The sequence below is a fragment of the Arthrobacter sp. 01T419 genome (assembly GCF_056398865.1).
This window is the reverse complement of record NZ_JBFTQF010000001.1, coordinates 746,695-772,523: the sequence shown is the minus strand read 5'-3', so window position 1 is coordinate 772,523 and position 25,829 is coordinate 746,695. Positions and strand designations below refer to the sequence as shown.

At 63.4% G+C, this 25,829-nt stretch carries 19 protein-coding genes and 2 pseudogenes; 7 read left to right on the top strand and 14 right to left on the bottom strand.

Features of this window, described 5'->3' with window-relative positions:
- Positions 1-164: 164 nt before the first annotated feature.
- From AC1DLO_RS03605 to AC1DLO_RS03585, 5 genes are all read right to left on the bottom strand, one after another.
- A complete protein-coding gene (locus AC1DLO_RS03605; RefSeq protein WP_476891859.1) occupies positions 165-1,136 on the bottom strand; it encodes a glycoside hydrolase family 43 protein in 972 nt (323 codons plus the stop codon).
- Complete coding sequence (locus AC1DLO_RS03600) at positions 1,133-1,951, bottom strand: carbohydrate ABC transporter permease (protein WP_476891858.1); 819 nt, start codon at positions 1,949-1,951, stop codon at positions 1,133-1,135. Before AC1DLO_RS03600 ends, AC1DLO_RS03605 begins: the two co-directional genes overlap by 4 nt.
- A complete protein-coding gene (locus AC1DLO_RS03595; RefSeq protein WP_476891857.1) occupies positions 1,948-2,793 on the bottom strand; it encodes a carbohydrate ABC transporter permease in 846 nt (281 codons plus the stop codon). Before AC1DLO_RS03595 ends, AC1DLO_RS03600 begins: the two co-directional genes overlap by 4 nt.
- Before the next feature lie 173 nt (positions 2,794-2,966).
- Entirely contained in the window at positions 2,967-4,241 is a 1,275-nt protein-coding gene (locus AC1DLO_RS03590; RefSeq protein ID WP_476891856.1) for an ABC transporter substrate-binding protein, read from the bottom strand.
- 19 nt (positions 4,242-4,260) lie between these two features.
- Positions 4,261-5,190, bottom strand: a complete 930-nt coding sequence (locus tag AC1DLO_RS03585) for a family 43 glycosylhydrolase (RefSeq protein ID WP_476891855.1) — start codon at positions 5,188-5,190, stop codon at positions 4,261-4,263.
- A 107-nt stretch (positions 5,191-5,297) separates the two neighbouring features.
- On the opposite strand from AC1DLO_RS03585, the gene AC1DLO_RS03580 reads away from it, so the two are divergent.
- The 3 genes and pseudogenes from AC1DLO_RS03580 to AC1DLO_RS03570 form a co-directional block, all read left to right on the top strand.
- Entirely contained in the window at positions 5,298-6,308 is a 1,011-nt protein-coding gene (locus AC1DLO_RS03580; protein WP_476891854.1) for a LacI family DNA-binding transcriptional regulator, read from the top strand.
- A gap of 267 nt (positions 6,309-6,575) precedes the next feature.
- Positions 6,576-9,602 (top strand): glycoside hydrolase family 2 TIM barrel-domain containing protein, encoded by a 3,027-nt coding sequence (locus AC1DLO_RS03575; RefSeq protein ID WP_476891853.1) that lies wholly within the window; start codon positions 6,576-6,578, stop codon positions 9,600-9,602.
- Between the two features lie 148 nt (positions 9,603-9,750).
- Positions 9,751-10,251 (top strand): annotated as a pseudogene (locus AC1DLO_RS03570) (recombinase family protein); the annotation flags it as partial.
- 78 nt (positions 10,252-10,329) lie between these two features.
- Here AC1DLO_RS03570 and AC1DLO_RS03565 read toward each other — a convergent pair.
- The 3 genes and pseudogenes from AC1DLO_RS03565 to AC1DLO_RS03555 all read right to left on the bottom strand — a co-directional run.
- Positions 10,330-10,575, bottom strand: a pseudogene (locus AC1DLO_RS03565) (allantoinase AllB); the annotation flags it as partial.
- Between the two features lie 162 nt (positions 10,576-10,737).
- Positions 10,738-12,225, bottom strand: a complete 1,488-nt coding sequence (locus tag AC1DLO_RS03560) for an NCS1 family nucleobase:cation symporter-1 (protein WP_476890850.1) — start codon at positions 12,223-12,225, stop codon at positions 10,738-10,740.
- Between the two features lie 739 nt (positions 12,226-12,964).
- Positions 12,965-13,369, bottom strand: coding sequence for a hypothetical protein (locus AC1DLO_RS03555; RefSeq protein WP_476890847.1), 405 nt, complete (start codon positions 13,367-13,369; stop codon positions 12,965-12,967).
- Positions 13,370-13,450: 81 nt separating this feature from the next.
- On the opposite strand from AC1DLO_RS03555, the gene AC1DLO_RS03550 reads away from it, so the two are divergent.
- Entirely contained in the window at positions 13,451-13,639 is a 189-nt protein-coding gene (locus AC1DLO_RS03550) for a hypothetical protein (RefSeq protein ID WP_476890846.1), read from the top strand.
- 160 nt (positions 13,640-13,799) lie between these two features.
- Here AC1DLO_RS03550 and AC1DLO_RS03545 read toward each other — a convergent pair whose 3' ends face one another.
- From AC1DLO_RS03545 to AC1DLO_RS03520, 6 genes are all read right to left on the bottom strand, one after another.
- On the bottom strand, positions 13,800-15,929 hold the full coding sequence (locus tag AC1DLO_RS03545) for an RICIN domain-containing protein (protein ID WP_476890845.1): 2,130 nt from the start codon (positions 15,927-15,929) through the stop codon (positions 13,800-13,802).
- 73 nt (positions 15,930-16,002) lie between these two features.
- Entirely contained in the window at positions 16,003-17,520 is a 1,518-nt protein-coding gene (gene arfA, locus AC1DLO_RS03540; RefSeq protein ID WP_476890844.1) for an arabinosylfuranosidase ArfA, read from the bottom strand.
- Positions 17,521-17,530: 10 nt separating this feature from the next.
- The gene (locus AC1DLO_RS03535) at positions 17,531-18,796 is read right to left on the bottom strand and encodes a family 1 glycosylhydrolase (RefSeq protein ID WP_476890843.1); all 1,266 of its coding nucleotides are present in this window, start codon (positions 18,794-18,796) and stop codon (positions 17,531-17,533) included.
- On the bottom strand, positions 18,793-19,656 hold the full coding sequence (locus AC1DLO_RS03530; RefSeq protein ID WP_476890842.1) for a carbohydrate ABC transporter permease: 864 nt from the start codon (positions 19,654-19,656) through the stop codon (positions 18,793-18,795). The genes AC1DLO_RS03535 and AC1DLO_RS03530 overlap by 4 nt, the downstream gene beginning before the upstream one ends.
- Entirely contained in the window at positions 19,656-20,597 is a 942-nt protein-coding gene (locus AC1DLO_RS03525) for a carbohydrate ABC transporter permease (RefSeq protein ID WP_476890841.1), read from the bottom strand. The genes AC1DLO_RS03530 and AC1DLO_RS03525 overlap by 1 nt, the downstream gene beginning before the upstream one ends.
- A gap of 55 nt (positions 20,598-20,652) precedes the next feature.
- Positions 20,653-21,921 carry an ABC transporter substrate-binding protein gene (locus AC1DLO_RS03520; protein WP_476890840.1) on the bottom strand — a complete coding sequence of 423 codons (1,269 nt, stop codon included), beginning with the start codon at positions 21,919-21,921 and terminating at the stop codon, positions 20,653-20,655.
- 315 nt (positions 21,922-22,236) lie between these two features.
- On the opposite strand from AC1DLO_RS03520, the gene AC1DLO_RS03515 reads away from it, so the two are divergent.
- The 3 genes from AC1DLO_RS03515 to AC1DLO_RS03505 all read left to right on the top strand — a co-directional run bounded on the left by AC1DLO_RS03515 (position 22,237) and on the right by AC1DLO_RS03505 (position 25,824).
- Positions 22,237-23,247 (top strand): LacI family DNA-binding transcriptional regulator, encoded by a 1,011-nt coding sequence (locus AC1DLO_RS03515; RefSeq protein ID WP_476890839.1) that lies wholly within the window; start codon positions 22,237-22,239, stop codon positions 23,245-23,247.
- 127 nt (positions 23,248-23,374) lie between these two features.
- Positions 23,375-25,123 (top strand): ribulokinase, encoded by a 1,749-nt coding sequence (gene araB, locus AC1DLO_RS03510; RefSeq protein ID WP_476914395.1) that lies wholly within the window; start codon positions 23,375-23,377, stop codon positions 25,121-25,123.
- The gene (locus AC1DLO_RS03505; protein WP_184740468.1) at positions 25,120-25,824 is read left to right on the top strand and encodes an L-ribulose-5-phosphate 4-epimerase; all 705 of its coding nucleotides are present in this window, start codon (positions 25,120-25,122) and stop codon (positions 25,822-25,824) included. The genes araB and AC1DLO_RS03505 overlap by 4 nt, the downstream gene beginning before the upstream one ends.
- Positions 25,825-25,829 lie beyond the last annotated feature (5 nt).

The following is a 25,829-nucleotide window of genomic DNA, read 5'->3' as shown; positions in this document are numbered from 1 at the left end:
CAACCGCTCCGCAAGCTCCTTCTGATCGATGATCTCTCCCGTCACAGGATCGATCATCACCCCTGTCATTGCGGTCGTGGACTCTGACACGGCCGTCTCCTTTCGGATCAGGCCGGACCTCACACACCGTTATTCAGACAGTCCCTCGGGCGCGGGGAGTAGGGCTAATGGTCCGCGAGGAGTTCGAGTTGCGAGTATTCCTGGGCGGTGAGAGCCAGGATTGAACCGTGGCTGGCCCCCGGGGGCATAGCCGCCGCTACCGGAGTCCACGTGCTGGATGTGAGCGAGTTGCTGGTGAAGGCGGTGTACCGGCGCAGGCCGAATTCGTCGATGAAGAGGAACCACGAGCTGGGGTCTGGGCCGCGGATGATGATCGGCCCCTCGCCGTGCACGAGTTCGTTCTTCCCGATGCCGGTTGCGATGACGGAGTATTGCTGGCTGTCCAGGGTGTGGGAGCGTTCGGCGGTTATGAATTTGGCGTCCGGGGAGGAGGAATCGGCGGAGAGTTCGTCTTTGCTGAAGCGATAGAAGCATCCGTCGGCTTCGACGACGGTGGAGTCGATGACCGACCATCCACGATCGATCCAGACGCGTGCAGGAGTGAAGGTTCTGAAGTCGGTGGTGTTGGCGCAGAGCATCCGGTGGTAGGAGCTGTGGGCCAGATTATTCGAGGGGGAGTGGAGGGTGGAGGCCCAGTAGACCAGGTAGGTCTGGCTGGCCTTGTCGAAGATTGCTTCCGGGGCCCAGGCGTTGCCCGCATTTGGCGGGGCGACTTCAACGAGCCGCGGGGCTGTCCATGAGACCAGATCGTTGCTTTCCCAGACCACGATCGAGCCGCTTCCCGCTCTGACCGAGTCCTCCCAGGCGGTTGCCGGGTCGGTCCTGGCGATGCAGAGGTCGGTGGCCACGAGGTAGTAGCGTGCTCTCTCGCCTGGCAGGCCGGCCGCACGGAGCAGGAAGGGGTCTCTGGCACCCTGCTCGCCTACGGTGGAGTACAGGAGCGGGCGGCCGCCGTTGAGGACCTTCCATTCCAGTGGGTCGGGGGCGGCGCTGAGGGCGAAACGTACCTGTTCTCCGTCCGCTTCCGCAGCGGTGGTGAAGTAGGCGAAGAGGTAGCCGGCTGGGTGCATGGTCATCCCTTGACGCTTCCGCTGACCAGCCCGCTGACGATGTGCCGCTGCATGAAGACGAAGAACAGGACCATCGGGAGCAGGACGATGACTGTCAGGGTCATAAAGGACGGCCAGTCTGTAGTGAACTGGCCCACCGCCGAGTAAACCTGCAGGACGAGGGTTTGTTTCTCTTCTGAGCTAATGAATACGTTTGGTGTGATGAAGTCGTTCCAGACCCACATGGTTTGGAATACGCCGACGGTGACCAGGATGGGCCGGATGAGGGGCAGGACGATCATCCAGTAGATGCGGAAAGGTCCGGCCCCGTCGACCCTGGCTGCTTCGAGGACCTCGGCCGGAATCGTCCGCATGTAGCCGAGGATCAGGTAGTAGCAGAAGATGGAGCCGCAGGCGTAGATCACGATGAGCCCGTTGAGGGAGTCCACGAGGTGTACGCCGACGAGCATCCGGTACAAGGGCACCAGCGTTGCCTGCCCGGGGATGATGAAGGCTGCGAGCAGGACTGCCCCGACGATGCGCGAAACGCGGCTTCGATCGGTGATCTGACCGAACGCGGCAAGCGATCCTATGGCGAGCATCAGGAAGATCGAGATAGCCGTGACATAGATGGTGTTCATCAGGCTTTGGACGATCGGGGTGCCTTCGAACACCGTGATGTAGTTATCGAAAATCCAGTGGCTGGGCAGGGCCAGCGGGCTGTTTGCGGTCTCCTCCTGTGTCTTGAAGGTGTTGACGACAATGTAGTAAAACGGGACGCTCATGAGGACCGCAAGCGTGATCATGAGCACGGAAGTCAGGACGTGCCGGTTCTTGGTCATGAGTATTTCCTTTGGAGTGCGTTTGAGATGGCCATCTGGCCCAGCACCACGAGGCCCACGACGATGAGGAAGAGGACGGCGAGGGCTGAGGCGGCCCCGACGCGTGACTGGGCGATGCCGTCCTCGATCAGGGACTGGGTGAGGGATCTGGTGGAGAAACCTGGGCCGCCGCGAGTGAGGGTGAACGGCAGGTCGTAGACTTTCAGGCCGTTGGTCATCAGCAGCAGTTGGCTGACGGCCATGGCCGGAACCAGCAACGGGAGGGTGATGTAGCGGAAGCTCTGCCAGCTGCTCGCCCCGTCGATTTTTGAGACTTCGTAGTAGTCGGCGGGAATCGCCTGAAGGTAGGCCAAATACAGCACCGCGTGCCAGCCCGTTTGAGCCCAGACCGTAACGGCTACTGTTGAGAGCTGGGCGAGCGTGCTGTCGGAGAGCCAGGCGATGGGACCGAGCCCGGTGAGCGAGTGGATGATGCTGTTCAGGACGCCGGAGCCCAGCGGATTGAGGATAAAGCCCCACACCAGGCCCAAGATGGCGACGCTGGGAACAGCCGGGAAAAAGAAGGCTGAGCGGACCACGTTGCGGCCAAAGAATTTCCGGTTGAGAGTCAGTGCGAGGGGGATCGCTGTCACGGTGACCAGAATGGTGGTGGAGACGGCGTAGAAGATGGTGTATCCGAGGGCCGAGAGCATTGACGGGTCTTTGAAGAGCTGGGTGTAGTTGTCAAAGCCGATGAACTTGGGGTTGCTGACGTAGCCGTTAAAGTCGGTGAAGCTGTAGTAGAGCGACTGGGTCATTGGAACCACGTAGAGCGCCACGAAGACCACCGCTATAGGGGCCATGAAGACCCACGATGTGATGGACAGCCGGTCCACCCGTTTCCGGGGCAGCGTCTTGTTTCTGCCGTTTGTCGTCCGTACCGGCCGTAATTCAGGTGTTGTGGAGAGTGCCACTATAGGGATGCCTTTCTTTGGGGAGGGGCCGGCGGTTACTCTCCGCCGGCCCCCGGGGAGTGCTACTTGCCCTGGAGCGAGGCAAGCTTCGCGTCGAGCCCCGATGCAACCTTTTCCGGGGTACTCTGGCCCTGAATGAGCTGCTGGAGCAGGGAGACGGTCTCGCTGTTCAGCGCAGCCGAGTTGGTGGGCCAAGTAACCTGGGGGAGGTAGAACTTCCCATCACGCACTGCCGCGACCATCGAGGACAAAGCGGGGTCCAGCTGGGGCGTGAAGTCCTTCGTCGTCGTGATCGCCGCGGTCTGCTTCTGGTACAGCTCCACGCCGGTCTTGCTCTGAAGGAACTCCACAAGCTTTTCGGCCGCCTTGGCATGTTCAGTCTTGGCATTGATCGCGTATCCGGGGGAGACTGCTCCGGCCCAATACGTTCCCGAGTCACCGGGTACGGGCATGAACGCCATTTTCAAGTCCGGGGCTGCCTTCTGGATGCTGCCCAGCGCCCACGAACCGGTGCCGATCATCGCCACGGAGCCCCTTTGGAATTCGGCAGTGATCTGGTCCGCTGTCAGTCCGGCAACCGACGTTGATTCGATCCCTTGACTGAACAGCTTTGACCACTCCTCGAGTGGCTTGGTCCAGGTCTTGGCGAAGGACGTCTTGCCGGCCCAAATGTCGGCGTCCATGGTGCCGCCGCCGGCCTGGTTCTGCAGTCCGACGAGTGCCGCCAGGCTCGTTGGGATTTCCTCGCCGCGCTCGTAGAACGGGGTGATGCCGGCGTCCTTGAGTTTCTTGCACAGCGCCAGGAAGTCATCCCACGTCTCTGGCGGGTTCATGAACCCGACTTTGGCCAGGAGGTCCTTGTTGTAGAGGATCCCGCCGCCCCAGGAAGCGGTTGCTGCGCCGTACACTTTTCCGTCCTTCGTGTAGGTGGCTTTCGCGGCATCAGCGATGTTGCCCATCCACGGCTCCGCACTGAGATCCTTGGCGAACCCTCCGTTCATGATTTCCGTCTTGTTCTCGGCGGTGATAATGAACACGTCTGCCGCGGTGCCGCTGTTGATGCGGGTCTGGAGGGTGGAAATGTAGCCCTGGACCGGGGTGCCATAGGAGACCTTGAGATCGATCGAGGGGTTCTCTTTCTTGAACTCGTCCAGGACCGGCTTCATGCTCGCTTCGTTGTCCCAGGAGTAGAAACTGACCGTGTTGTCCGCGCCGGAACCCCCGGAAGAACCGGAACACCCCGTCAGGGCAGTCGCGGCCGCGAGTACTGTGCCGAGAACAGTCAGCCGCAGGAAAGTTGTGCGGTGGGGGCGGGAGACGATTGTGTGATGAAGCATGGAAGGTGCCTTTCTAGTGTTAGTTTGATGCGTTTTCGGACTTAGCGCGATAACGGGCCAGGTCCCTCACTATGGGTTCGCGGCCGGGGACGACCTTTTCGAGCAGGCCGTCGTCGGTGTGAACCAATGGGTCGATTGCAAGTTCCCTGCGGTACCCGGTCCCCCCGGGAATGGCAAAGCGGTGATAGGCGATCAGCCACTCGTCGCTGTGCGGAATCCTGACGATGGAGTGGTGCCCGGTGGCCCGGATGCCCCGGAGGGGAGCTTTTTCCAGGAGCACGCCACGATCGGTCCAGGGCCCGAAGGGACTGGTGGAGGTCGCATAGCGGACCCGGTAGTTTTCGTCGCGGGTATCGTTTTCCGACCAGGAGAGGTAGTAGGTATCCCCTCGCCGGTGCAGGTTGACCGCCTCGCGAAAGCCCGTCGGAATCCAGGAAATCACCCCGGAAGGATTGAATGAGATCATGTCCTCGTTCAAGAGCACCGAGTGGGCGATGCCATTGCCCCAGCACAGGTAGGCGGCGGTGTCGTCGTCGATAAAAATGTTTGGGTCGATGGCCCGGCCGGGGAAATCGCCCTGCGCGATCAGCGGCCTTCCCAGGTCCACAAAAGGGCCGGTCGGGGACGAGGCCACGGCCACGCCGATGCTTTCCTGTTCCGCGGTGTAGTAAAGAAAATAGCGGCCGCCCCGTTCCACGACAGCAGGAGCCCACGCATGCTCTCTCGCCCAGAGGGTGTGTTCAGGCAGCGAGAAAACGACGCCGTGATCGGTCCACTCGATCAGATCAGGGGAAGAGAATGCCCGGAAGGAGTTGGCGCCCCAGGCGTCGCTGCCATCAGTAGTTGGGTACAGATAGAACCTGCCGTCAAAGACACAGAGGTGGGGGTCCGCGTAATAGCCCTCAATAAGGGCCGGGACAGCAGGATCTCCAATATCGAAGTGGCTCAAAAGATTCTCCTTTTAGTATGGATCGATACAAAAATTGTGGATCGATACAAGGCTTTGACGTAGGCTGATCGGAGGACAGGTCGAATGTCCCCGGATTGAGGAAGAAGATGGCAACCATCCAGGATGTGGCCAGGGCGGCCGGCGTTTCGCCGATGACCGTTTCCAACGTCCTTAACGACCACCCCCATGTGAAAAGCAGCACGCGGGCCAAGGTAGTCAAGGCTATGGAAGAACTGGACTACCGTGTCAATCACGCCGCCCGTAACCTGCGCGCCGGCCGGACCTTCACCATTGGACTCGCGGTCCCGGAATTCGACCGCCCCTACTGGGGACACTTCGCTACGCGGGTCATCGAGGAAGCCGCCGTGTACAACCTCCGCGTCCTCGTCGAGCAGACCGGCCGTAGCAAGGAAAACGAAATCAATGCGCTTGCGCTGTCCCGGAACCGGATGTACGACGGGCTGATCCTGAGCACTGTCGGTCTTAGCGCCGGGGATGCCAACATGTTGCGTGTCGACTACCCGGTCGTGATCCTTGGCGAACGCATTTTCTCCGGGCCTGTCGATCACGTCGCGATGGCAAACGTGGAAGGCGCGCAGGCCGCCACCGCACACTTGATCGAGCGCGGCTGCCGCAGGATCGCCGGCGTCATGGGCCCCATAGGGTCCGATCCGGACGCTTCTTCGCTCCGCTACGCAGGTTACCGGCAGGCGCTGGCAGCAGCGGGGATCGAGCACGACCCCTCGCTGCACGTTACGATCAATGAATTCACGCTGAAAGGCGGACACGAAGCCGTGGACCGTCTCATAGACTCGGGTGTCAGGTTCGACGGACTGTTCTGTGCCACCGACACCGTGGCGCTTGGCGCACTCCGCGCCCTCCACGAGGCCAAACTCCGTGTCCCTGAGGATGTGAAAGTCATCGGCTTCGACAACCTGGTGGAGGGTGAGTACAGCACCCCTTCCCTCTCCACCGTTGACCCGGACGGAGCCGAAATGGCCAGAATGGCAGTCAAACTGCTTGTGCAAAGGATTTCCGGTGACTCGTCCAACCAATCCCCCAGAGAGTTCGTCAGTACCGTTCGCGTTATCGAGCGTGAGTCGACAGCGCAGTGGTGAAGGGCCGGCGTCAAAATCCGACCCCCGGAACCTGCTGTCAAACTGGTATTGCATCTTTCACCTCCGTCCGCGCTGACGAGCGTTTCCCAAAACTTGTATCGATACATACAATGAGTGACGTCCGCCACTTTGTCAAGGTGACTCGGGGAGCGGTAATCACGCCTAATCAAAATGAGCAGCAGTCGAACGTGAGCGTCCACGCCGAAGCCTTGACAAGCGCAGCGCCCTCCTGCAACCCGCCATAAACCCGATGAAAGCAAGGAAACCATGCCAGTTCAGTCTCCATCCGCCGCCAGTGGCAGCAACCCGGAAGCAGCTTTGCCCTCCACCAGCCTTGAGCTTGGCGCGGAGGGCGTGCGGCAGCTGTCCGCTTTGGAGCCAAGCACCGGGACCTTGCCCGCGCGCGCATACCTGCTCAGTGACGTGCCAAGGGTGTCGCTCAACGGGGAGTGGCAGTTCCGCCTCAGCGCGGGAATCCGGACGGCGCCTGATGACGGGTGGCAGCTGGGAAGGGAGCTGCACGGATTCGAAAGCCTGCCGGTTCCGTCCAGCTGGTCCATGCATGGCCACGGCGCACCCGCGTACACCAACGTCCAGTTCCCGTTCGCCGTTGAGCCGCCACATGTGCCGGAGGCAAACCCCATTGGAGACCACGTTCTGGTCTTTGAGGCAGGACCTGAGTTCCTTCCGTATGCACTTTTGCGGTTCGACGGCATTGAGTCCGCGGGAACGGTGTGGTTGAACGGAGTGGAGCTCGGCACTACTCGCGGCAGCAGGCTTGCCCACGAGTTCGATGTCTCCGGAGTCCTGAAGGAAGGGGAGAATACCCTGGCCGTGCGCGTCGCCCAGTTCTCGGCCGCCAGCTACGTGGAGGATCAAGACATGTGGTGGCTCCCTGGGATTTTCCGCGACGTCAGCCTGCAGGCCCGGCCGGCAGAGGGCATCGACGACGTGTTTGTCCACGCGGACTACAACCACTTCAGCGGGGAGGGAACGCTCAAAGTGGAGGCAAGCCGGGGCGGACGAGCGGTCGACGCTGTCGTCCGCGTTCCGGAACTGAACCTGGAACTTTCCGCCGGCACTGAAGTGGGCGTCCCCCGCGTCGAGCCGTGGTCCGCAGAGGTGCCCCGGCTCTACGACGCAACCGTCAGCTCGGCAGGTGAGACGGTGTCCCTCCAGGTGGGCTTCCGCAGCATTGCCATCGAGGACGCGCAGTTCAAGGTCAACGGTCGCCGGATCCTGCTGCGCGGCGTGAACCGCCACGAGCACCATCCCCGCCTCGGCCGGGTGGTTCCACGCGACGTGATGGAAGCCGAGCTGCGGCTCATGAAGCAGCACAACATCAATGCCATCCGAACGTCCCATTATCCGCCGCACCCGGAGTTCCTGGCGCTTGCGGACCAGCTTGGCTTCTACGTCGTGCTTGAATGCGACCTGGAAACGCACGGCTTTGAGAGCGCCGGCTGGGCCCAGAACCCCAGCGATGACCCCCGATGGGAACCCGTGTTGCTGGACCGGATGCGCCGCACTGTGGAGCGGGACAAGAACCACCCGGCAGTGGTCATGTGGTCACTCGGCAACGAAGCCGGCACCGGCAGGAACCTCGCGGCCATGTCACGCTGGACCAAGGACCGCGACCCGTCGCGTCCCATCCACTACGAGGGCGACTGGTCCTCGGCGCACGTTGACGTCTACTCCCGCATGTATGCCAGCCAAGCGGAAACAGCCCTGATCGGGCAGGGAATCGAGCCTTCCTTGGAAGACGCCGAGTTGGACGCCCGACGCCGGGGCCTGCCTTTTGTGCTCTGCGAATATGCGCACGCCATGGGCAACGGCCCCGGTGGAATGAGCGAGTACCAGGAGCTCTTCGAAAAGTACCCCCGACTGATGGGCGGCTTCGTCTGGGAATGGCTGGAACACGGCATCACCGTCGCTTCCACGGACGGCGATGAGTACTACGCCTACGGCGGGGACTTCGGTGAGGAAGTCCACGACGGCAACTTTGTCACCGATGGGCTAGTGGACGCGGACCGTAACCCGAGGCCCGGTCTTCTGGACTTCAAAAAGGTCATCGAACCACTGCGCATCACCGTGTCCGCCGACTGGTCCGGCTTCACCATCCGCAACGGCCATGACTTCGCGGACACGGGCGCCTACAGCTTCCGTTACGTAGTGGAAGCCGACGGCGGCACACTCCACACAGGGGAAGCGAACGTCACATCCGTTGCCCCTCAGACCGAGGCATTTGTGCGGCTCCCGGAAAGTGTTGCTTCTTTGGCTGCCGGACTGCCTGATGGCCGGCCGGCGGTACTCACTGTCAGTGCAGTCCTCGCCGCTGATTCAACATGGGCATCAGCTGGGCACGAAATCGCGTGGGGGCAAGCGGTTCATGGGCTAAGTGCAGCGGCAATGCCCCGGTCGACTGAATCGGTCCGCGTCCAAGACGCTGAACTTCAGCTGGGCCCCGTAGTGTTTAGCCGTACCGACGGCATGCCCACCTCTATACATGGCATCCCGGTGGAGAAGATGGGCCTCGCGTTATGGTGGGCCCCCACCGACAACGACCTCGGACGGGAATGGGGCGGCAGCGATGATCGCCCGCTCGCCACGCAGTGGACGGATGCCAGGGTGAACCTGCTCCATGCCCGCCTGCTGGGCATCAGCGCGGAGGCGAAGCCGGAAGGCGGAGAAGCCCTGACGGTCCGCACCCGCGTGAGCGCTGCCGACAAACAATACGGGGTTTTGGTTCACTACACATGGACCAGCGACGGCGAGACCGTTGCGCTCCGGACCCAAGTCCGCCCCGACGGCGAATGGGTCAACCAAGGCATTGAAGTGGAATGGGCGCGGATTGGACTGGAACTCGTGCTCGCTGAACAGACATCGACAGTGAGCTGGTACGGCCAAGGCCCCCACCAGAGCTATCCGGACACGGGGCAGGGAGCGCGGACCGGCTGGTTCACACTGTCCCTTGCAGAGATGGACGTGGACTACGCGCGGCCACAGGAATCCGGGGCACGGTCCGGAGTTCGCTCGGCAGCGCTGGAGATGGAAGGCGGCACGCTCGAGATTTCCGGCGATCCCTTTGCCCTGACTGTCCGGCCCTACGGCATAAAGGTTCTGAATGCAGCGGCCCACCGCCCGGATTTGAAAGCGGACGGGCGGACCTACTTGTATCTTGACCATGCGCTCCGGGGTGTAGGTACTGCTGCGTGTGGTCCCGGCGTGCTGGAACAGTACCGACTCAAGCCACGGAAAGCTGACTTTACGCTGACCCTTAACATCCGTAGCTGAGATGTTAACCAATCCACACGGGCGAAAAACGAGGGCGTAGAAACACGGCAAGGTAAATGTCCCAATCTAACTCGGTGTCTCGAAGCCGCCTCGTCACGAAACCCATGCCATAAAAGACGACTCAAAGCCCGGGCCGGGGGCCTCAGCTGTGCAGACAACTTCTGACATTCTGTGCAGTCGACTTCTGAAACTGACACCAAAGACACGAGATTGCTCTCTAGACTTAGTCAAAACTCGTCGCCGTAATCAAGCGGCTCAAAATCGCAACAGGAGGGTTTTTGACGTATCGCCGCAATCGGGCAATGTCATTGGCTGCGCCAGAGTGAGCACCAAAGATCAAGTTGTAAATTCCCAGGCAGATGCTCTGCTCGAGGCCGGGGCTGTCAAAGTCTTCCAAGAGCACGCATCGGGGGTGACACAGGCCCGACCGCAGTGGCAGGCGTGTCTTGAGTACCTGCAACCAGGGAATGTACTCGTGGTCACCGACCTTACGAGGCTTGGAAGAAGCACCGCAGATCTCTCATCGATAGTTGGCATTCTGGGCGAGATGCGAGTGGGTTTTCGATCACTAGCTGAACCTTGGCTCGATACAACGACGGCACATGGGCAACTCATCTTCAACATGTTTGCGGCGCTTGCTGAGTACGAGCGGTCAAGACTCTCGGAGCGCACTCGCGCGGGCTTGGCTGCAGCACGAGCAAGAGGTAGAAAAGGGGGACGCCCTCGGGCCATGACGCCGGGTGCGGCCGGGCTCGTTGACGTGCACGTGGGTGTCCACGAGGCCGGGGATGAGGGTTTCGTCCTCGGCGAGCTCGATGATTTCGGTGCCGGAGAGCCCGTTGCCGAGGGGTTCGATCGCGACGATCACGCCGTTGCGGATGCCGACTTCGCGGGCGGTGATGCCGGCGGTGGTGAGGATGCGCTGGCCACGGATGACCAGGTCAAATCGTGCAGCGGTTTGAATCGATGTCATTGGTTCTTCAATCATGGAAACTCTCCTTGTCTTCGGATTCAGGCGCCTTCGTCTGAACTGACCAACGTGTTGCAATAGTTTTTCCCACAAGAGGGTGTCGACGGCTGGTTGGCGGGACGGTCCCCGAAGGGGTCGTCCCGCCATGGGGGGTCAGCACGTCGGTCAGTGGATGCTGGGGACGGCCAGTGGTTCGCCGGAGACGTCATGGAACACTTGTTTCCGGTCGGCCAGCAGGAAGTAAGCGATGGCTCCGAGGCCGGCTCCAAAGAACCACGAGAAGGCAGACAGCGGTTCGAGGGCCGGGACGAAGGCGATGAGAAGTGAGATGATGGCAGCCGGTGTGAACGCTGCGATGGCGCGGGGGTTGAAGCCGTTGCGATAGAAATAGGCGCCGGTCCGCTCTTCGGTGAAGAGTTCGGGGACGTTGATCTTTGCGCGGCGGATCAGCCAGTAGTCGGCCATGACCACGCCAAAGAGCGGGCCGAGCAGGGCGCCGAGGCCGCCGAGGAAGTAGACGATCACTGTCGGGTTGTTGTAGAGGTTCCACGGCAGTATGACGAGTCCGATGACTGCGCTGGCCATGCCGGCGCGGCGGAAGTTCAGGTGCTTGGGGAAGAGGTTGGTCAGCGCGTAGATCGGTGCGACGAAGTTGGCCATCAGGTTCACGGCGATGGTCAGAACGAGCAAGGCCAGTGCCGCGGCGACCAGCAGGAGCGTGTTGGGGACGGTCTGCACGATGTCGGAAGGGCTTCCAATGATGGTTCCGTTGATCTTGAACTGTGCCCCGGCCAGTACGACGACGATAGCGCCGAAGAGCAGCATGTTGATCGGGATGCCCCAGAAGTTGCCACGGACGATTGATTTCTTGGACTGTGAGGACCGGGTGAAGTCGCAGAAGTTCAGGACAAACGTGGCGTAGATGGAGACCCAGAGTGCACCGCCGGCGAAGATGGTGCGCCACATTTCGCCACCGGTGAGGCTGTTATGGGTGGACCAGGCGATCGATCCGCCGGCCTGGAAAAACATCCAGATGGCCAGCGTAATCATCGTGACAAGGATGATGGGTCCGGCGAACGCTTCGTATTTGCGGATCATGTCCATGCCGTAGCTCACGATGAAAACCTGAACGATCCAGAGGAAGACAAAGGTAAGCCAGCCCAGGGTGGAGAGTCCGAGGATCGAGTTTTCGTCCAGACCCTTCAATCCAGGGGCAAGGGCAATTAGCAGCACTCGCAGTACCAGGGAGGCCAGGTAGGTCTGGATGCCGAACCAGACGATGGCGACGCCACCGCGGATAAGGGCGGGTATCTGGGCGCCGTGGATGCCGAAGGCTATCCGGCTCATCACAGGGAAGGGCACGCCGGTTTTGTGGCCCATGAAGCCGGAGAAGTTCAGGAGCAGGAACAATAAGACTGCACCGACGCCAAGTGCCAGCAGAATCTGCCAACCGCCCAGGCCCAGGGCGAAGAGGCCGAGCGCGAATCCGTAGTTGCCAAGGCTGTGCACATCATTGGCCCAGAGCGTGAAGATGCTGTAGGCGCTCCATCGGCGGCCGGCCGTCTTGGTCGGGGCCAGGTCCTGGTTGTAGAGCCGCGGACTGGTGGGAGGCAGTCCCGGGATGCCCAGCGCCGTGGCCGGCGGCTGGTGCATGATCGGGTCGTGGTGTTCGTGGTGTTCGTGGTGAGGACGGCTCACCGTGTCAGCCTGTGGGGTTGCTTCTGGGGGCATGCTCATTGAGAAGGCCTTTCGTGCAGTGATGCGTAATCGGGCGCGCGAAAGCGCACCGTTGATGTGAGGTGCTGCCGCCGTGTGTACGCTGTCGGGCCCGGGCAGAGAGCCGGGGCAACGGGGGCTGGATGGCAGGAAGTGCTAGCGGGCCAGGAAGAAGAACCGGGTCCCATGATCCGGACAGCTGCGGGGATCTGCCCGCGGCGTTAGATGTCTGAATACGCCGCCGGGGCGATCAGAGCTGTTCAAGAGGAGAACCGGCGGAGACGCCTGGTGCCTCTGGGCTGTGGCCGAACTCGCTTTCGGCCCAGCAGCGTGGGAGATGGACATTGACCTGAACCAATCCTCTGGTGGGATCCTCGCCGATGAGGATATGAATACGGTAAGGTCGATCACATTATTTCACAATAGGGGAATTGATTTCCATATTATGAAATAATCTGAGTGTCCATCGCCGCCGTGGGGCAGCCGCGCGGGTGACGGTCGTCGTCGGCCGCGCTTGAGCCGGTTCGCCGGCGGCGAGTTTCTTGTGCAGGCTGAGGATGCGGGACTTGTCGCTGCCTTTCATGTGGCTTGCTGTAACCAGAGGATTCCTGATGGTTGCACACAGGACGACGGCGTCGTCCAGACACCGCTCCTTGGGATGGCCGTTTCTGCGGACTCAGGAATGGAGAAGTCCATCGATGATGCGCCGGCCCGCGCTGCGTTCGCGGGTGGCGAGAGAGTCCATGAGGTCCACGGCGATCGCGGCGACTGGTGCCTTTCCTTCTTCGAAGGGCTCGCTGAAATCCACCTCGTGGATGATGTCGTTGCCGTCGGAGTCCTCCACCATGCCGAGTGCGTCCACGCGGGCGCGGGCGTCGCCGGCCATGACGTAGCCTTCGGCGATTCCTCCACCCCCGGACATGCCGAAGGTTTCGGTTGTGTCTTTGTCCTGCATAGCGGCCGCCCGGCTGACGATCAAGTAGTCGATAAGTACGGTTAGACCGTCGGGACTGATCCTGAAGCGCAGTCTCTTGTCTTTGTTGCGGGCCAAGATGCGCACGGTGTCTGCGTCATTCAGCATGCTTTTCAACCGGGACCTTTCCGACGGCGAGATCCAGGTGGGGTTCTGGCCGGAGAGCAGCGCAAGGGCAGCCGCACGATCTTGGATGTCCAGGCGCGCGTGCTCGGCGACGGCGGACGCATCCGCGTAGGTGGGCGCGCCGACGTCGTCATTTCCACGCTGGACCCCTTCGAGATTCCGGCGCAGCACCTCATTGGTCTCGGTACGGCGGCGACCGTCGTCGCCGGGCGGATCGTTTACGAGCGTGCGGCTTTGCCCGCTGAAAACTGAAAGCAGTAGTTGTGAGTCAATTCATCGACAAGCCATGACGCGGAGCTGCTCACGAGCCCGTGCTCGCCGGCAGCTGACTGGACTAGACCGCGGACGCGATGTCTGGTTGGTGTTGGCGATGCAGGGGGACGGCGGCTTAGCGGCCGCCGTCCCCCTTAGCTCATTGGATGCCCTCCCGGACCAGCCGCCATTGCTGGGTGGGGTTTCCGGTCGGTCCCCATTGCTGCGCGGCGGCGCCGTCGGCCGTGGATGCCGAAGCTATTTCCAGGAATTTGCCGCTGTTGGCGTTGGTGAAGGTCCAGGTACCGTTGGAGGTGGCCGGAGACCATACCTGCGTGAGGTTCCCTGTCGGTCCCCACTGGTCGGCATGGATGCCATCGGCCGTCTGGGCATTGGGGATCTCCAGGAGCTTTCCGCTGTTGTCGTTGAACAGCTGGATGCCTTGGGGGACGGCGTGGAGGTTCCAGATCTGGCAGGCGTTTCCGGTGTCGCCCCATTGCCCTGCCGTTGCCCCGTCCGTGGTCAAGGCTCCCGTTATCTCAAGGTATTTGCTGCTGTTCTGATTCACGACCCGGAACTGGGTGTCCAGGGCCGCGCTCGGTTGGTAGACGTGGAGCACGTCCAGCTCCGCGTAGGATGTTCCCTTGCTGAAGCTGATCGTGTTTACGCCCGCGTTAAGGGTGACCGGCAGTTGCGCCCATTGGTAGCGGCCCCAGTTGACGGTCGGAGCATAGGTGATCACCTGCGAGGTTCCACCGTTGACACTGACGTTGTGGGTCGATGTCGCGCCGGTGCCGTTGTCGTACCTAACGTTAAGGGTGTAGTTGCCCGCGTTGGGTACCCGGACTGTGAAGGTCACGGCGCTGGTCGGGTTGTTGATGTTCCCGACTTTGGCGCCGTTGGAGGCGGCGGGGTGGTTAACGATCGTGGAGTCCGATGTCCGGGCTGCCTTCTCTGCCTCGTACTGCTGAGCGTCCAGGGGGATGGAGCCGACTCGGATGTCGTTGTACGTTGTCGTCAGGTTCTCGACGTTGGTCGCCTGGTAGAGGGTGCGGCCGTCCACCGAGTAGTCGATGCTCTGGGCGAAGCCGCTGAACGTGCCTCCCTCGCTGTCGGTGCTGTCAAAGGTCACCGCCATGGGAAGGCGTTCCCACGGTCCGTCGCCGAGGTTGTAGTTGACGTAGAAGTCCTGTCCGCCGTCCGTTGCCCCCGTCGCGTTCAGGGCCCACTTGGCGGCGACCACCACCATGCCTTTCGGGCCTCCTGTCGGGACCCATTTGACGTTGGGGGAGGAGCCGATGCCGCGGCCGTTGGCCAGGGTGATCTGGGTTCCGATACTCGTCGTCGGGGACCAGTTGAGGCCGTCCGGGGAGGTCTTGTAGTAGACGGGGGCGGTGTTCTGGGTCTGGGAGGGCCGGTTCACCACTTCGAAAGTGGCGAGGTAGCGGCCGTCCGGGAGCTTGGTGACCGTGATCATCCCGGGTCGGTCCGACTGGTTGGGGGGTGCAGAGACATTGACTTCGGGGCCCCAGGTCGCCCCGCCGTCGGTGGAGCGGTGATAGGCGACGGCCTGAAGTACACCGTTGGCTTTCTGCCGTTCGTCGGAGAAGTAGGCGACCAGGCCGCCCTGTCCGTCGACGGCGAGCGAAGGCTCCCAGACCGCGGTGGTCGTCGAGGTGGGACTGGGGTCGTATACCGCGGGGCCGCCGGTGTCGATGGTGCTCAGATAGGACCAGGTGCTTCCCTGGTCGGAGCTCTTATACACGACCAGCTGAGTGCTGGAGCGGTCCTGGGGCATGATCATGCCGGCGAGAAGGAGTGTGCCGGCGGGGAGGTTCCCGGTCTGCTGGGGGACTTCGAAAAGGAACGGCTGCGCCGTGCGGTTGAGCAGGGGGAAGTTGTTGTTGGGCACTACGTCGGTGATGTGCGACCAGGAGGTCCCGTTATCGGTGCTGCGGTAGATGGGGTAGACCTGCTGGTTGCTGTTGTTCAGGACGAGCTGGTCGAACGTCACCAGCTGGGTACCGTTGGCGCTGCCGCTGTGCTTCAGGACGACGTTCTTGGCATACGTGGTGCCCGCCGGTCTGCCCCCTTCCGGGTTGAAGGAGGTCCCGGCTGCGGGCGAGTACACGAGCGAGCCGTTGCCCGTGGTGACGGCGTGCGCGGGGAGCGCCGTCATGGCGGAGGCGATCATACTGAGCCCGGTGGCGGCTATCGCGACGATGGCGCGGAACCGAAGGCGTGTGGGTTTTGACGGCGGGCGCGAAGCGGCGGTGACGGATGGAACCATCTCTATCTCCTCTGTGGGTGGTTGCCCGCGAGCGGTCGCCGCGGGCCGTCGCGACATCGGCTGGTTGACTGCGTCAGCGTTCCAGCAGGATCTCCGCCCAGGAGACCGGGGGGAGCGTGATGTGCAGGGTCGAGCCGTCGCGGACGACGGGGAGGTTCCGGAGGGTGACCCGCTCCGGCTCTTCGAGAGTGTTAGCCGCGTCGAGGTCGGGGTCGTTGAGCACCCGTGCGGATGCGGCGAACCGTTCCGCTCCGTGGGGCAGCGCCGAGAGGTCCACCACTATTTCTGTCGGGCCGTCCACGGAGCGGTTCACCGCATAGACGGCGTAGTGTCCGGTGACCTCGTCGTGGGCGGCGACGGCGTCCACGACCGGGACGTCGCCGAAGCGGCCTGTTTCGTATGTGTCGGTGACCGTAGCGACGTCGAGCGCGGTGCCGCGGGCGTGGGCCGAGGTCGCTGAGAAGGGGAAGAAGGTGGTTTGCCGCCAGGAGGGCCCCCCGGGTTCTGTCATGATGGGTGCAATCACGTTCACCAGCTGCGCGAGGGAGGCGCTGGTGACGCGGTCGGCGTGCTTGAGCAGGGTGATCAGGAGGCTGCCAAACACGACAGCGTCAGCGACCGTGTAGACGTCCTCGAGCAGGCGTGGGGCCTTGGGCCAGTTGCGCACGCCCTCGATCTTGTCGACGTTTTCGAACCGTGTATTGTACCAGATGTTCCACTCGTCGAATGAGATGTCGATCGTCTTGCTGCTGCCGCGGACGGCCTTGACCTGGTCTGCCGTGGCGAGGACGCTGCGGATGAACCTGTCCATGTCGACGCCGGAGGCGAGGAACGAGCCGAGGTCGCCGGTGTTCTCGTAGTAGGCGTGGCAGGAGATGTAGTCGACCGCGTCGTAGGCGTGGGAGAGCACCACGCGCTCCCACTCGGCGAAGGTCGGCATGGACGAGCTTGAGGAGCCGCAGACGACGAGCTCGAGGTTCGGGTCGAACTGCTTCATGGCGCGGGCGGTCTGGGCTGCGAGCTTTCCGTAGTCTTCGGCCGGGCGGTGCCCGAGTTGCCAGGGTCCGTCCATCTCGTTGCCAAGGCACCAGATGCGTACGTCGAGGGGTTCGGTTCGGCCGTTGGCGATGCGCTGCTCGGCCAGGGCGGTGCCGGTGTGGAGGTTGGTGTACTCGAGGAGTTCGAGTGCTTCGGCGGTCCCACGGGTTCCGAGGTTGACCGCGAGCATCAGTTCGCTGCCGACGCGGTCCAGCCAGTCCTGGAACTCGTGCAGGCCGATCTGGTTGGTTTCGGTGGAGTGCCATGCCAAGTCGAGCCGGGCCGGGCGCTCCGCAACTGGTCCGACACTGTCCTCCCATTTGAACCCGGAGACGAAGTTCCCTCCGGGGTAGCGGATGGCGGAGACGCCGAGCTCTTTGACGAGCTCGATGACATCGGTGCGGAAGCCTGCTGCGTCGGCAAGCGGGTGGCCCGGCTCGTAGATGCCGTCGTACACGGCCCGTCCGAGGTGTTCGATGAAGGAGCCGTAGATCCGCGGGTTGATAGTGCCGATGACGGCCTGTGGCCGGATGGTGAGGTGTGCTGTATGCATGGGTCTTCCGTCAGTGGTTCGTTGTTCGGTGCAGGGAGGCATGGTGTCGGTAGCGGGCGGCGACCGGGTTCGGCAGGCGCAGGAGTCCTTCGGGATTCTCGGCCAGGTCGTACAGGCCCATGGTGAGGAGGTGGTCTGCGCGGGGCCGGCCGCTGTGCCGCCAGGTCCACTCGTACATGTCAAAGAGGGGCCACCAGGTGTAGCCGACCAGCCGGGTTCCCTCGGCGCGAATCCGCTCGGCGAGTGCCACCGACTCGTCCAGCCACCGGATCCGTTCGGTCACGGATCCGGTGACGCACGTTTCGGTGATCATCACCGGTGCCCCGTAGCGTCCGGCGTAGAGGTCGATTGCGTCCCGGAGGCCTTCGGTGCCGCGGTCGACGGCGGGGCGGGGGTCGGTGAACCCGCCGGCATGGCGGACACCGGGTTCGAACAGTTCGGTGGAATGGCGCGGGTAGTAGTTGACCCCCATCACGTCCGGCTGCACGGCGTTCTCCCGGAACCAGGAGAGCTCGGCGTCGTCGATGGCGGCCGTCAGGTGCCGCCGGAGCGGGTGCCGGTCATCGACTCTGCCGGTGACCAGGTCCTCGACCAGGTGCACTTGGTGGCGGAGCCGGGACGCCTCTTCCAGGTGCTCGGGGGCCGTCTCGTCGCCGACGAAGCCCATGGCCGCGTCCACATGGACGAAGGCGGCCCGTGCTCCGATGGAGGCCGTGATGGCCTGCTGCGTGCGGACGAACCCGCGGGCGAGGTTGGCTGCTATTGTCGCGAAGCCCGCTGGGCCGTGGAGGTAGGGCGGCCAGTAGCCGTACTCGCCGGAGAAGAGGGCATGGATCACAGGTTCGTTGACCGGTGTGTAGTCGGTGACGCGGTCGCCGTAGCGGGTGGCGAAGCGCTCGGCGAACTCGGCGGCGTGGTGGGGGTAGTCCGGGTTGGCGAATTCGCGCTCAAGCCACAGGGGAGTGCCGTAGTGGAGCAGATCGATAATGGGCGTCAGACCCGCGTCGAGGAGAGCGTTGACGGCGCGGTCCGTCCAGGACCAGTCCCACTGCCCCGGCTCCGGGGCGATGCGGTACCAGGGCACGCCCCAGCGCAGGAGTTCGGCACCGGATCCGGCGGCGAGGGCGAAGTCTTCGGCGTACTGCTCGTAGTGCTCGGTCAGTTCGTACTCGTCGATCGCCCGCTCTCCGTCCCGTGACTGCGGTACGAAGGTGTCTTCGATTCCCAAGGCGAAGTGAAGGCGTCCGTCCTCGAACCAGCGCGGCGCGGCCGTCATTTGAGCCCCGTCGTCGCGACCGATTCGATGAAGCGGCGCTGCATGATCAGGAACATGACCGCCAGCGGCAAGACGGCGATGAGGGAGCCGGCCATCATGGTGCCGTAAGGGATGATGCCGCTCGGGCCTGTCAGGAGAGTCAGGCCGGAGGTGATGGTGCCCATGTCCGGGGTCGTGGTGAAGACCAGGGGCCAGAGAAGGTCGTTCCAGTTGTTTACGAAGGTGAATATTGCCAGGGTCAGCAGCGCAGGCACCGCGTTGGGCAGGATGATGCTGCGGAAGACACGGAACTCGCCCGCGCCGTCGATGCGTGCCGCGTTGTCCAGATCCCGGGGCAGCGAGACGAAGAACTGGCGCAGGAAGAAGATGCCGAAGGCGTCCGCGGCGCGCGGGATGATCAGTCCGGCGAAGGTGTTGACCCAGCCCAGCTGTGCCACGAGCTGGTAGACCGGGATGAGGGTGGCCTGGAACGGGATCATGAGACTGGCCACGATGGCGATCAGCAAGAGCCGGTTGCCGCGGAAGTCGAGTCGGGCCAGGGCGTACGCGGCAAGAGAGTCGAAGGTCAGGGCGAACAGGGTCACTCCGCCGGCGAACAGGAAGCTGTTGAGGAACAGTCGTGCGAACGGCAGATCGGTGAAGATGCGGGTGAAGTTCTCCAGCGTCCAGCTTGCAGGCACGAGGGTCGGCGGGAAGGCGTTGATCTCTGCTGTGGGCTTGAATGCGGTGAAGACGATGATGGCAACGGGCAGCAGCACCACCGCTGTCAGCACCAGCACGGCCGCGGCGAGCAGCCACCGGTGCGCGATGCGGCCGGGGCGGCGGCGTCCGGCCGGGGCCTTGGTCATGGTGATGGTCATCAGAGGGTGTCCTTCTCGCGGCGTCCGAAGAAGCGGAACTGGATGAGGCTCAGGAGCAGGGTGGCAGCGAGCAGCACGTAGGACAGTGCGGAGGCCAAGCCGAGGTCGAGTTTCTTGAAGCCTTCCTGGTAGAGCTCCATCACGACTGATTGCGTACTTCTGTAGGGGCCGCCGCCGGTCATCACGTAGATCTGGTCGAAGGCCTGCAGTGCAGCGATCATCGCGAAGACCACGACGAACGCGAGTGTGTTGCCCAGCTGGGGGAGCGTGACATTGGTGAACCGCCGCCAGGGGCCCGCGCCGTCGATCTTCGCCGCCTCGTACAGGGACTCCGGGATCTCCTGGAGCCCGGCGATGAAGACCACCATGTAGAAGCCGAAGTTCTTCCAGATGGCCACGGCCACGACCGTTGGCATGGCAAGCACGGGGTCCTGCAGGACGTTGCCGATCTGGACGCCGACCGTTCGCAGCCAGTAGGTCAGGAGGCCGACCTGCGGGTCGAGCAGGTACGTCCAGGCGAAGGCAGCCACGGCCAGAGAGATGATGAAGGGCAGGAAGAGGGCCGTGCGGAAGAACCCGCGCGCGACCAGGAGCCGGTTGTTCAGCAGGAGCGCGAGGGCCAGCGCCACGATCAGGGCGGTCGGGGTGAACATCGACGTGTACAGCGCGGTGTTGCCGAGCGTGGCCAGGATGCGGTGGTCGGTGAAGATCTTTGCGTAGTTGCCGAAGCCGACCCATTCCTCGATCCCGAATCCGGAGGCGTTGGTGAACGAGAGCCGCAGGGCGGAGGCCATCGGCCAGAATACGAAGGCGAGGAGGACGACCAGGGCCGGGAGCATGAACAGCAACGCCCTGGCCGGCAGGGCGCGCCGCCTCGAGGGGCGTCCGCCGAGGGGAGCCGGAGCCCGGTAGGGCGTGCGCACTCGGGTGGGAGAGGTCATTGGGGGTTCTTTCTGTGAGAGGTGGCCGCCGTCACGCGCGGCGGCCACCTCAGGATCACTTGCCGAGGGCCTGCTGGACAGATTGGGAGGCGCTCTTCAGCAGCGCGGCAGGATCCCCACCGCTGAGGGACTTCTGAGTCGCTTCGTCCACTGCGGTCAGCACATCGCTGCTGTCGGCGACGCCAGGGAGGAGGGGACGAGCGGTGCTGACGATGCCTGAGAGGGCGGACACGACCGCGTTTGAGGAAACCGCCGATGCGGGGAGGTCAGTCCGCAGGGGAGGCCAGCCGGAGCCGAGTGACCACTTGGCCGCATTGTCCTTCGTGAGGAGGTAGTCGAAGAACTTCCTGGCCGCGGCCTTCTTCGCCGCATCGGCCTGAGAGGTCACAGCAGCCGAGATCCCGATGGCCGATGCCGCCTGGCCCTTCGGCCCTGCCGGGATCGCCGCAATGCCGTAGTCGATATTGTTATCTTTCGCCACGCTGGCCATCCATGGCCCGCCGATCTCCATCGCGGCCTTGCCGGAGGAGAAGAGCTTGTCCGAGGCGATCCCGTCCAGGCCTGTTGGGGATATCTTGAAGTCATGCACGGCCTTGGACCAGTAGGCGAGGGTCTCCTGGTTGGCCTGGGAGTCGAGCACGGACTTGTCCCCATCGACGATTGCGCCGCCGTTGCCGTAGAAGAGACTGGCCCAGACCCCGTTGCCCACGGTCGCGTGGTCGGGAAGCGCGAGCCCGTACTGCCCGGGCGTGCCGGTGTCAGCGCCGACGGTCAGTTTCTGGGCGTCAGCGACCCACTCGTCCCACGTAGTGGGGAACGTGGCGATCCCGGCCTTCTGGAACAGGGCCTTGTTGTAGATGACGGACAGTGGCACGAAACCGGTGGGCACGCCGTAGTAGGAGCCGCCGATCTTCTCCATCTCGACCGCCCGCGGGTTCAGTGATGCGCTCTGGGTCGAGGCGGACGAGTAGAAGTCATCGAGCTTCTGCAGTGCTCCCTTGGACGCATAGACCGGGAGGTTCTCGGCGGGAAGCGCCACGATGTCTGGCCCGTTCTTCGCAGAGAGGGATGTGAGCAGAGTGTCGCCGATTACCGCCCACGGTTTAGTCGTGGTTTTGATCGTGATCGTGTTCTGGGACTTGTTGAAGTCGTCGACGATCTGGTCTAGGACCTTGCCGTCGGCCTCGGTGTAACCGTGCCAGAAAGTAAGCGTGACGGGGCCGGACGCGTCGGCTGCAGTGGAGTTCGTGGAGTTCGAGCAGCCTGTCAAAGCCAGGACTGTGCCCACGGCGGACACCGCGAGCGTCGCAAGCAGTTTCTTCATTGAATGCCTCTCTGGGGTCGTCGATCGGGTAGACCGCCAATCGAACGAATCTTTACAACGATAGAAATGCAACGTTGTAACTGCGAGTATAGGGACCTGCGTCACACTCCGTCAACGGGGCGCCGAGACAAATTAGAAGCGCGATGGTGACGCTTCGACAGGGCGTTGCGATCAGGAAACTCGTGCCCGTAGGCCTCGCCGGCGGTGCAGTCAGTCTCGGACGTCGGGGTTTATCCTCCGCGATAGCTGGATACGCTTTGGCAATCTCGCTTCGCTCATTCCGCGATGCGTTCATGTGTCGAGCAGAATAGCTCCATGACAAATAGCAGCGGGCGCTTGCCACGGCTCGAGGATGTGGCGGAACTTGCGGGAGTGTCGCACCAAACCGTCTCCCGGGTGATCAACGACCACCCCAACGTCAGCAAGGGCACCCGCGAGCGGGTCGAGGCGGCCATCGCCGAGTTGGGATACCGGCGCAATACTGCCGCGCGGAGCCTCGTGACACGGCGCTCCCAGACCATCGGTGTCCTGGCAAGCGAGCTGGCACAATACGGCCCGGCGAACACCCTGCTGGGCGTCGAGCAGGCTGCCAGGGATGCCGGCTATTTCGTCAGCATTGCAGCGCTTCGGACCGTCAGCCGGGAGGCGATTCTTGATACCGTCCGGCATTTCCTGGACCAGGCTGTGGACGGGATCGTGGTGATCGTGCCGCATTCGGAAACCCTGTTGGCGTTGGCCGAAGTGAACCCCGGGGTTCCCGTGGTGGCCGTCGGATCGCTGGGCAACGCCACGGTGGGCGGAGCGATGGTGGACCAGAGGCGGGGTGCGGAATTGGCCGTCAGGCACCTGGTGGATCAGGGACATCGCAAGATCGGGCACCTGGCGGGCCCGCAGGACTGGATCGACGGGGTCGCCCGGGCCGAAGGGTGGAGCGCGGCGTTGCGGGCGGCGGGCCTTGAGGATGATCTGCTGGTAGTGGGGGACTGGAGTGCCGGCAGCGGCTACGACATCGGCAGGAAACTCGCCGGCGAAAGGACTGCCACTGCCCTCTTTGTGGGAAATGACCAGATGGCCCTGGGACTGCTGCGCGCCTTCAACGAGGCCGGCGTCCGCGTGCCCCAGGATGTCTCGGTGGTGGGTTTCGATGACCAACCCGAATCGGGCTATTTCACGCCGCCGTTGACCACAGTGCGCCAGGACTTCGAGGAACTCGGCCGCCGCTGCATCGACATCATGCTCAAAGGCATCGAAGACGGGAACAATATCGGCACCACCGTGGTGGAGCCCGAGCTGGTGGTTCGCCAAAGCACCTCCGCCCCCGCCTGACCGCGTTCTTTCGCGGAGCCGGCACCGGACGCCTCGTGTCTCGAGGCACACATCTTGACGACAGCATTGTTAGCGCTCACAATTGAGTGAATCCGCAAAGCGGCGGACTGGTTATTCGGAGGATTTCATGGACGTCACAGCTGACGGCAACGAACACTATGTCATCGGCGTGGACTACGGCACGCTTTCCGGCCGGGCTGTGGTGGTACGGGTCAGGGACGGCAAGGAACTGGGAAGCGGCGTGTTCGACTACCCGCACGCCGTCATTACGCAGGCCCTTCCAGCCGATCTGGCGGATGTACAGGATGAAACAGCGGCCCGGCTCCCGGGCGAATGGGCCCTGCAGGTGCCGGAGGACTACCGGGACGTCTTACGTCACGCGGTTCCCGCAGCGGTGCGCGACGCCGGGATCGATCCGGCCGCCGTCGTCGGAATCGCCACCGACTTCACCGCGTGCACGATGGTGCCGGTGAAGGCTGACGGCACACCGCTGAACGAGCTGCCCGGCTTCGCGAACCGGCCTCACGCCTATGTGAAGCTGTGGCGCCATCACGCGGCCCAGGGCCAGGCAGACCGCATCAACGCCCTCGCCGCCGAGCGCGGCGAAAACTGGCTGCCGCGCTATGGCGGGCTCATTTCTTCTGAATGGGAGTTTGCCAAGGGCCTCCAGCTGCTGGAGGAGGACCCTGAAGCATACGCCGCGATGGACCACTGGGTGGAAGCCGCGGACTGGATCGTCTGGCAAATGTGCGGAAACTACGTCCGGAACGCCTGCACGGCCGGTTACAAGGGCATCTACCAGGACGGCGCCTACCCGTCCGAGGAGTTCCTGGCCGCCCTGAACCCGGACTTCAAGGACTTCATCAGCACCAAGTTGGAGCACTCGATCGGCCGGTTGGGTGACGCTGCCGGTTATCTGACGGCCGAAGCCGCTGAATGGACCGGGCTGCGCGAGGGCATCGCGGTCGCCGTAGGGAATGTTGACGCCCACGTCACTGCGCCGGCGGCCCGGGCCGTGGAACCGGGACAGCTCGTCGCGATCATGGGCACTTCGACGTGCCACGTCATGAATGCCGACGTCCTCCGCGAGGTGCCGGGCATGTGCGGAGTGGTCGACGGCGGGATCGTGGACGGGCTCTGGGGTTACGAGGCCGGCCAGTCCGGGGTGGGTGATATCTTCGGCTGGTTCACCCGGTACGGCGTCCCGCCCGAATACCACGCGGCTGCCGAAGCGGCAGGTCTGGGCATCCACGAGTACCTCACGGAACTCGCTTCCCGCCAGGACATCGGTGAACACGGGCTGATCGCCCTGGACTGGCACTCGGGCAACCGTTCCGTGCTGGTGGACCACGAGCTGTCCGGCGTGATCGTCGGCCAGACCCTCGCCACGAAACCCGAGGACACGTACCGGGCGCTCCTGGAGGCCACGGCCTTCGGCACCCGCACCATCGTGGATGCCTTCCGGGATTCCGGGGTTCCGGTGAAGGAGTTCATCGTGGCCGGAGGGCTGTTGAAGAATACGCTGCTGATGCAGATCTACGCCGACATCACCGGCCTGCAGCTCTCCACGATCGGCTCGGCCCAGGGGCCTGCGCTGGGTTCGGCCATCCACGCCGCGGTCGCCGCGGGGGAGTACCCGGACATCCGGGAGGCAGCGGCCGCCATGGGATCCGAACCCGGCGCGGTCTACACGCCGATCCCGGAAAACGTCGCCGCCTACGAGGAACTGTTCCGCGAATACCGGATACTCCACGATTACTTCGGCAGGGGAGCGAACGAGGTCATGCACCGGCTCAAGAAAATCCAGCGCCGCCTCCACGATGACGCGCGCACGGACCCTGCCGCGGAGCTTGTCACCGAGGGAGCGAACGTATGAGCGCCCTGCTGGACACCATTGCCCGGATCAGGGCCGAGGTGTGCGCACTGCATTCCGAACTCACCCGCTACGAGCTGGTGGTCTGGACAGCGGGCAACGTCTCCGCCCGCGTCCCGGGCCATGAGCTCATGGTCATCAAACCGTCGGGGGTGTCCTACGATGAGCTGACGCCGGAACTCATGGTGGTCACCGACCTGCACGGCACCCCGGTGAAAGCCGCGTGCACCGGTCAGGAAATCGTGGAATGGGGCAACCCGGGCCTCCCGCCGTCGTCGGACACCGCCGCGCACGCCTATGTTTACCGGAACATGCCCGACGTCGGCGGCGTCGTCCACACGCATTCCACCTACGCCACGGCCTGGGCAGCGCGGGGGGAACCGATCCCGTGCGTGCTCACCATGATGGGGGACGAATTCGGCGGCACCATTCCCGTGGGCCCGTTTGCCCTGATCGGGGACGACTCGATCGGCCGCGGCATCGTGGACACCCTCCGGGCCTCGAATTCGCCGGCGGTCCTGATGCAGAACCACGGGCCCTTCACCATCGGCAAGGACGCCCGCTCCGCCGTGAAGGCTGCCGTCATGTGCGAGGAAGTGGCCAAGACGGTCCATATTTCCCGGCAGCTCGGCGAACCACTGCCGATCGACGCAGCCCAGATCGAGTCCCTCTACGACCGCTACCAGAACGTCTACGGCCGCTAACGCGC

Excerpts from the sequence above, each read along its gene's own strand:
- AC1DLO_RS03605 (WP_476891859.1), bottom strand. The coding sequence starts at position 1,136 with ATGACCATGCACCCAGCCGGCTACCTCTTCGCCTACTTCACCACCGCT.
- AC1DLO_RS03600 (WP_476891858.1), bottom strand. The coding sequence starts at position 1,951 with ATGACCAAGAACCGGCACGTCCTGACTTCCGTGCTCATGATCACGCTT.
- AC1DLO_RS03595 (WP_476891857.1), bottom strand. The coding sequence starts at position 2,793 with ATGGCCCCTATAGCGGTGGTCTTCGTGGCGCTCTACGTGGTTCCAATG.
- AC1DLO_RS03590 (WP_476891856.1), bottom strand. The coding sequence starts at position 4,241 with ATGCTTCATCACACAATCGTCTCCCGCCCCCACCGCACAACTTTCCTG.
- AC1DLO_RS03580 (WP_476891854.1), top strand. The coding sequence starts at position 5,298 with ATGGCAACCATCCAGGATGTGGCCAGGGCGGCCGGCGTTTCGCCGATG.
- AC1DLO_RS03575 (WP_476891853.1), top strand. The coding sequence starts at position 6,576 with ATGCCAGTTCAGTCTCCATCCGCCGCCAGTGGCAGCAACCCGGAAGCA.
- AC1DLO_RS03560 (WP_476890850.1), bottom strand. The coding sequence starts at position 12,225 with ATGCACCAGCCGCCGGCCACGGCGCTGGGCATCCCGGGACTGCCTCCC.
- AC1DLO_RS03555 (WP_476890847.1), bottom strand. The coding sequence starts at position 13,369 with ATGCTGAATGACGCAGACACCGTGCGCATCTTGGCCCGCAACAAAGAC.
- AC1DLO_RS03545 (WP_476890845.1), bottom strand. The coding sequence starts at position 15,929 with ATGGTTCCATCCGTCACCGCCGCTTCGCGCCCGCCGTCAAAACCCACA.
- arfA (WP_476890844.1), bottom strand. The coding sequence starts at position 17,520 with ATGCATACAGCACACCTCACCATCCGGCCACAGGCCGTCATCGGCACT.
- AC1DLO_RS03535 (WP_476890843.1), bottom strand. The coding sequence starts at position 18,796 with ATGACGGCCGCGCCGCGCTGGTTCGAGGACGGACGCCTTCACTTCGCC.
- AC1DLO_RS03530 (WP_476890842.1), bottom strand. The coding sequence starts at position 19,656 with ATGACCATCACCATGACCAAGGCCCCGGCCGGACGCCGCCGCCCCGGC.
- AC1DLO_RS03525 (WP_476890841.1), bottom strand. The coding sequence starts at position 20,597 with ATGACCTCTCCCACCCGAGTGCGCACGCCCTACCGGGCTCCGGCTCCC.
- AC1DLO_RS03520 (WP_476890840.1), bottom strand. The coding sequence starts at position 21,921 with ATGAAGAAACTGCTTGCGACGCTCGCGGTGTCCGCCGTGGGCACAGTC.
- AC1DLO_RS03515 (WP_476890839.1), top strand. The coding sequence starts at position 22,237 with ATGACAAATAGCAGCGGGCGCTTGCCACGGCTCGAGGATGTGGCGGAA.
- araB (WP_476914395.1), top strand. The coding sequence starts at position 23,375 with ATGGACGTCACAGCTGACGGCAACGAACACTATGTCATCGGCGTGGAC.
- AC1DLO_RS03505 (WP_184740468.1), top strand. The coding sequence starts at position 25,120 with ATGAGCGCCCTGCTGGACACCATTGCCCGGATCAGGGCCGAGGTGTGC.